Origin of the sequence: Pricia sp. (assembly GCF_041745955.1) — a bacterium.
GTDB lineage: Bacteria > Bacteroidota > Bacteroidia > Flavobacteriales > Flavobacteriaceae > Pricia.
The window spans coordinates 1-4,786 of sequence record NZ_JBGTHY010000244.1 but is presented as its reverse complement, the minus strand read 5'-3'; the positions used below and the strand labels follow the sequence as shown (position 1 = coordinate 4,786).

Here is a 4,786-nt window from a genome sequence, read left to right as displayed (position 1 = left end):
ATCGTAATCATTCTATACCTTCGGGTCGGATTGATCTATGAGGACCTTTCCCCTATTTACTATGAGACCCATGGCAACAAGGCAGTAGCGGAACAGATAAAATCGGAGGTCGGCGATACCCCTCTTATTTTTATAAATTCGTACCGCAATGCACCAATGTTCGCCTTTTATACGGGAAATAACACCTATTCGCTGAACAATGCCTATTATCGTCGCAACCAATATTCCATCGATGATTCCGAATTAAAGCTGCAGCATCAAAAAGTGCTCTATTTTTCTGGAAGTCCCAATAAATTCGACATCTCGTTTACCAAAAGTAACGGGGGTACATTTTATGGGAAATTCATCGATAATTTCGAATCTTTTCGGAAACTAGAGACCATTGTTGACGGCCCCATTCCCTTGGACACGGATAAGGAACAGATCCTGAAGATATACAACCCGTACGCTTGGCCGGTGGAACTTAGAAAATTGCGTTTCAATGTGGCCTACATGACAAAATTCAAAAAAGTCGAGAATGCCATATTGATTTACCCAAAGCCGGTCGATGATAAAATACTTTCGTTGCCGCCCAATGATACGATCAATTTTACGTTTAAGTTACCAGAGCCCAAGATGGTAGCCCCGACCTATTTCAGGATCGCTATTTCCGATAACGGATTACCCTTCGGGCTCAATGGAAAAAACACCGAACTTTTATACTAACCCATGGAACCTATTCTAAGAACTGCGGATACCGCGGATTGGATCACCATCATATTACTGTCAAGCATTATACTTCTGGTGCTTGCCAAAAGCCTGTTCTATAGCCGGTTCTTGAACTTCATCATTCTGCCCTTTAACAATAAGTACATTTTCATGTACAATAAAAAGGAAAAACTGATCAACTGGTTCCATATCTTCTTCACCTTCTTTCAGCTAATCAACTTTTCGCTTTTTGTTTTTTTGGCGGGACAGATTTTCTTCGCTACCCCAGATAATTGGTATCCGATCATGTATCCCATAATTCTAGGATGCATTTTGGGCTATATCCTGATAAAGGTTGTGCTTCAACTGGGCAACGGCTTTATTTTTGGCTCCAACAAAGCTATTAGCGAGCTCATTTTCAAAAAACTGTCGTATCTGAACTACACAGGCCTTGTTATGTTTTTGGCGAACTTGTTGCTGGCCTATGTGGCAAGGGATTCACAAATTGTAGTTTTCGTTGCTATATTCCTAATTCTTTTAATTAACGTAATCGGCTGGGTAACACTGTTAAGGAATCATCAAAAGTTCATCACCAACTATTTTTTCTATTTTATTTTGTACCTTTGCGCTCTTGAAATTTCACCGTTCATTATTATTGGCAGTTATCTTAAAAACTAGATTATAATGTAAAAAATATCCAGTATATCCCTCGAAAAATAGAGATTTCAAAATATTGAACAATTCCGATCCCACACGATAAGTATCGGGAATAGCAACTAACAAGCAAACATCCTCAGATGAGAGTCAAAACGATTTTGGTATCACAACCCGAACCTAAGATCGAGAATTCGCCCTATTCCAAATTGATCGACAAGGAGAAGGTGAAGGTAGATTTCAGGCCTTTTATTCATGTTGAGGGCGTAGATGCCAAAGACGTACGCCAACAAAAGGTGGATCTGCGCAATTATACGGCCATTATATTGACCAGCAGGAACGCTGTTGATCATTTTTTCAGGATTGCCGAGGAAATGCGCTTCAAGGTGCCGGACAGTATGAAGTATTTCTGCCAATCGGAAGCCGTGGCCTATTATCTTCAAAAATATGTGGTATACCGAAAACGAAAGATTTACGTAGGAAAGCGTAATTTTCAGGAATTGGTGCCGCTTTTCAAGAAATACAAGGGCGAAAAGTTCTTGTTACCCTCTTCGGATGCTTTGAAGGATGAAATTCCAGAAATTCTAAACGGATTGGATATCGAATGGAAGAAAGGTACTTTTTACAGAACGGTCATCAGCGACCTTTCAGACCTTCGCAACGTGTATTACGACGTGCTGGTCTTTTTCAGTCCGTCGGGCATCGAATCCCTTTTGCAGAATTTTCCCGATTTTGATCAAAGGAATACGCGTATCGCCGTATTCGGAAACTCCACGATTGACGCCGCCACCGATGCGGGTCTCCGTATCGACATCAAGGCACCCACTCCCGAAACTCCATCTATGACCATGGCGCTGCAGAAGTATATTAACGAGGCGAACAAGCGGTAGATTACTTTTAGAACGCATACCGCTGCGGTCCGCCACGCCGTATCTCCTCACTGGCAAAAGCCTCGAACTTTTTAAAATTCTCGCGGAACGCATTGGTCAACTTAAAGGCCGCTGTGTAGTAGGCTTCATCATCGTTCCAGGTGGTTCTTGGGCTTAACACACTTGTCGGTACTCCAGGGCATTCCCTCGGCTGGGCCACACCGAAAACGGAATGAATGTGATAGTGATCGTAATCGTAAAGGCCCAAATCACCGTTCAGTACCGCATTGATCATGGCGCGAGTGTATTTTAGTTTCATTCGTGTACCGACGCCGTAGGGGCCGCCCGTCCACCCGGTATTGACCAGCCAAACGTTCACTCCTGCATTTTTCATTTTTCGGCTCAGCATTTCCGCATATTTTGCGGGATGCAAAGGCATAAAAGGCGCCCCGAAACAGGCCGAAAAAGATGGAATGGGTTCTATCACTCCCGCTTCCGTTCCCGCAACCTTGGCGGTATAGCCAGAAATAAAATGGTATGCCGCTTGACTGGGCGTCAACTTTGATATCGGGGGCAGCACCCCAAAAGCATCCGCCGTCAGAAAAAAGATGTTCTTCGGATTTTTTCCTATGGATGGCCGTTGTACGTTTTCGATATGATAGATTGGGTAACTCACCCGCGTGTTCTGTGTGATGGATGTATCGGCAAAGTCAACCGCCGCGTTTTCATCCAAAACAACATTCTCGAGTAAAGCCCCTTTTTTGATGGCCCGGAATATTTCGGGTTCGTTTTCTTCGGATAGGTTGATGACCTTCGCATAGCAGCCTCCTTCAAAATTAAACACCGCATTTTCGTTGTTCCAGCCGTGCTCGTCGTCACCGATCAATTTTCGGGATGCATCGGTGGACAAGGTTGTTTTTCCTGTACCCGAGAGTCCGAAAAATATGGCGGTCTCCCCGGTTGCGCCCACATTGGCGGAGCAGTGCATCGGCAAGGTGCTTTTTTCGAAGGGCAGGATAAAGTTCAACGCAGAAAATATGCCCTTTTTAATTTCCCCGGTGTAGCCCGTGCCACCTATCAAAGCTATTTTCCGTGTAAAATTCAAGATGGCGAAGTTGTGTTGTCGGGTACCGTCCGTTTCGGGATCGGCCTTAAATCCCGGGGCATTGATGACCGTCCATTCCGGGTCGAAATGTTTCAGCTCTTCGTCCGTTGGGCGAATGAACATATTGTAGGCGAACAGGTTCGACCATGGGTATTCGTTGATGACCCTGATATCCATCCGATAGTTATGATCGGCGCAGGCGTAACAATCCCGAACATAAAGTTCCTTTTCGTTCAGGTAGGCGATGACCTTATCATGAAGGGTATCGAACTTCGAAGGTTCAAAGGGAATGTTGATATCGCCCCACCAGACGTTATCCGTGGTAATGGCATCCTTGACGATAAAGCGATCCTTGGGCGAACGACCGGTGAACTCGCCCGTGTTGATGGCCAAGGCTCCCGAAGAAGCTTCCTTCCCCATCTTCTTTTCCAAAGTTATGGCATGCAATTGTGATGGGGATAATTGATAATGGATATTTGAATGTGTTATCCCATTGGATGCCAAGGAAACCGATTCTGGGCGTTTTTTCGAATTATTCATTGAAGTAGCGATTTATATCCACAAAATTATCATAAATAAATATTTTATAACCTTTTTTTGAGGATAATTTATTTAATGTGCTTTCTAAATTTTAATCCCAAAAGTAACCATCCTACTATCAGCAATAGTCCGCCCAAAGGAGTGACGAATGCAATGGTCTTAAAATCAAAGGAAGTAAGCGTATTGGTCGCCAAGAAATAAATCGAAAAAGAAAAGAGGATGATACCCGCCACTATGCAGTAGAATATCCATTTTTTATTGCCTTCGGGTACGGTTTTCACATTGGCCAGAACCAACAGGAGCAGCGCATGGTACATTTGGTACGTGACGCCGGTATCCCAGGTTTGAATGGCATCGGTATTGACCAGTTTTTCCAAAGCGTGGGCGCCAAAGGCACCTAATAGTACGGCAAGGATACCGAAAAGTATCCCGGTTAGAAATATTGTTTTGTTCATAACTTGGATCCGGTTCTTTTTTATAAATATAACAATCGATACCTTCGTGTATCACACCACGCGATAGAGCAGCAAAATTACAAAATCAAATGCCACGTAAAATTCTAGTTATCGGTGCCGGTAAATCTACTTCGCACCTGTTGGATTATTTTTTGGGGAAGGCCGAAACCGAAGACCTGCATTTGACCATCGGCGACCTTAACCCCGACGCTATTGGAGATGCTATTAAAAACCATCCCCATTGTTCAGTAGTTTCCATGGATATTTTTAAGGATGCCGAGCGTAAAAAAGCGATACAGGATAGTGACATCGTAGTTTCCATGCTTCCCGCATCTCTACATGGCAAGGTCGCACAGGACTGTCTCGCGTTTGAAAAACATCTGGTTACCGCTTCGTATGTAAGCGAAGAACTCAAATCCTTGGACGGACTGGTCAAGGAAAAAGGCCTGGTCTTTATGAACGAAATGGGGCTCGAT

Annotated in this window: 5 protein-coding genes and 1 pseudogene; 4 read left to right on the top strand and 2 right to left on the bottom strand. The window is 43.9% G+C overall.

Annotation, left to right across the window (positions count from 1 at the left end):
* From ACEW8S_RS08820 to ACEW8S_RS08810, 3 genes and pseudogenes are all read left to right on the top strand, one after another.
* Positions 1 to 705, top strand: a pseudogene (locus ACEW8S_RS08820) (4-amino-4-deoxy-L-arabinose transferase); the annotation flags it as partial.
* Between the two features lie 3 nt (positions 706 to 708).
* Positions 709 to 1,365 carry a DUF4271 domain-containing protein gene (locus ACEW8S_RS08815; protein ID WP_373517789.1) on the top strand — a complete coding sequence of 219 codons (657 nt, stop codon included), beginning with the start codon at positions 709 to 711 and terminating at the stop codon, positions 1,363 to 1,365.
* A 119-nt stretch (positions 1,366 to 1,484) separates the two neighbouring features.
* Positions 1,485 to 2,231, top strand: coding sequence for a uroporphyrinogen-III synthase (locus ACEW8S_RS08810; protein ID WP_373517788.1), 747 nt, complete (start codon positions 1,485 to 1,487; stop codon positions 2,229 to 2,231).
* A gap of 7 nt (positions 2,232 to 2,238) precedes the next feature.
* Here ACEW8S_RS08810 and pckA read toward each other — a convergent pair whose 3' ends face one another.
* Positions 2,239 to 3,855: a phosphoenolpyruvate carboxykinase (ATP) gene (pckA, locus tag ACEW8S_RS08805; RefSeq protein ID WP_373517787.1), complete on the bottom strand. Its 1,617-nt coding sequence runs from the start codon at positions 3,853 to 3,855 to the stop codon at positions 2,239 to 2,241.
* Positions 3,856 to 3,923: 68 nt separating this feature from the next.
* On the bottom strand, positions 3,924 to 4,310 hold the full coding sequence (locus tag ACEW8S_RS08800) for a DUF423 domain-containing protein (protein WP_373517786.1): 387 nt from the start codon (positions 4,308 to 4,310) through the stop codon (positions 3,924 to 3,926).
* Between the two features lie 89 nt (positions 4,311 to 4,399).
* Here ACEW8S_RS08800 and ACEW8S_RS08795 point away from each other — a divergent pair.
* The coding region (locus tag ACEW8S_RS08795) for a saccharopine dehydrogenase NADP-binding domain-containing protein (protein ID WP_373517785.1) at positions 4,400 to 4,786 on the top strand (387 nt) is incomplete at its 3' end.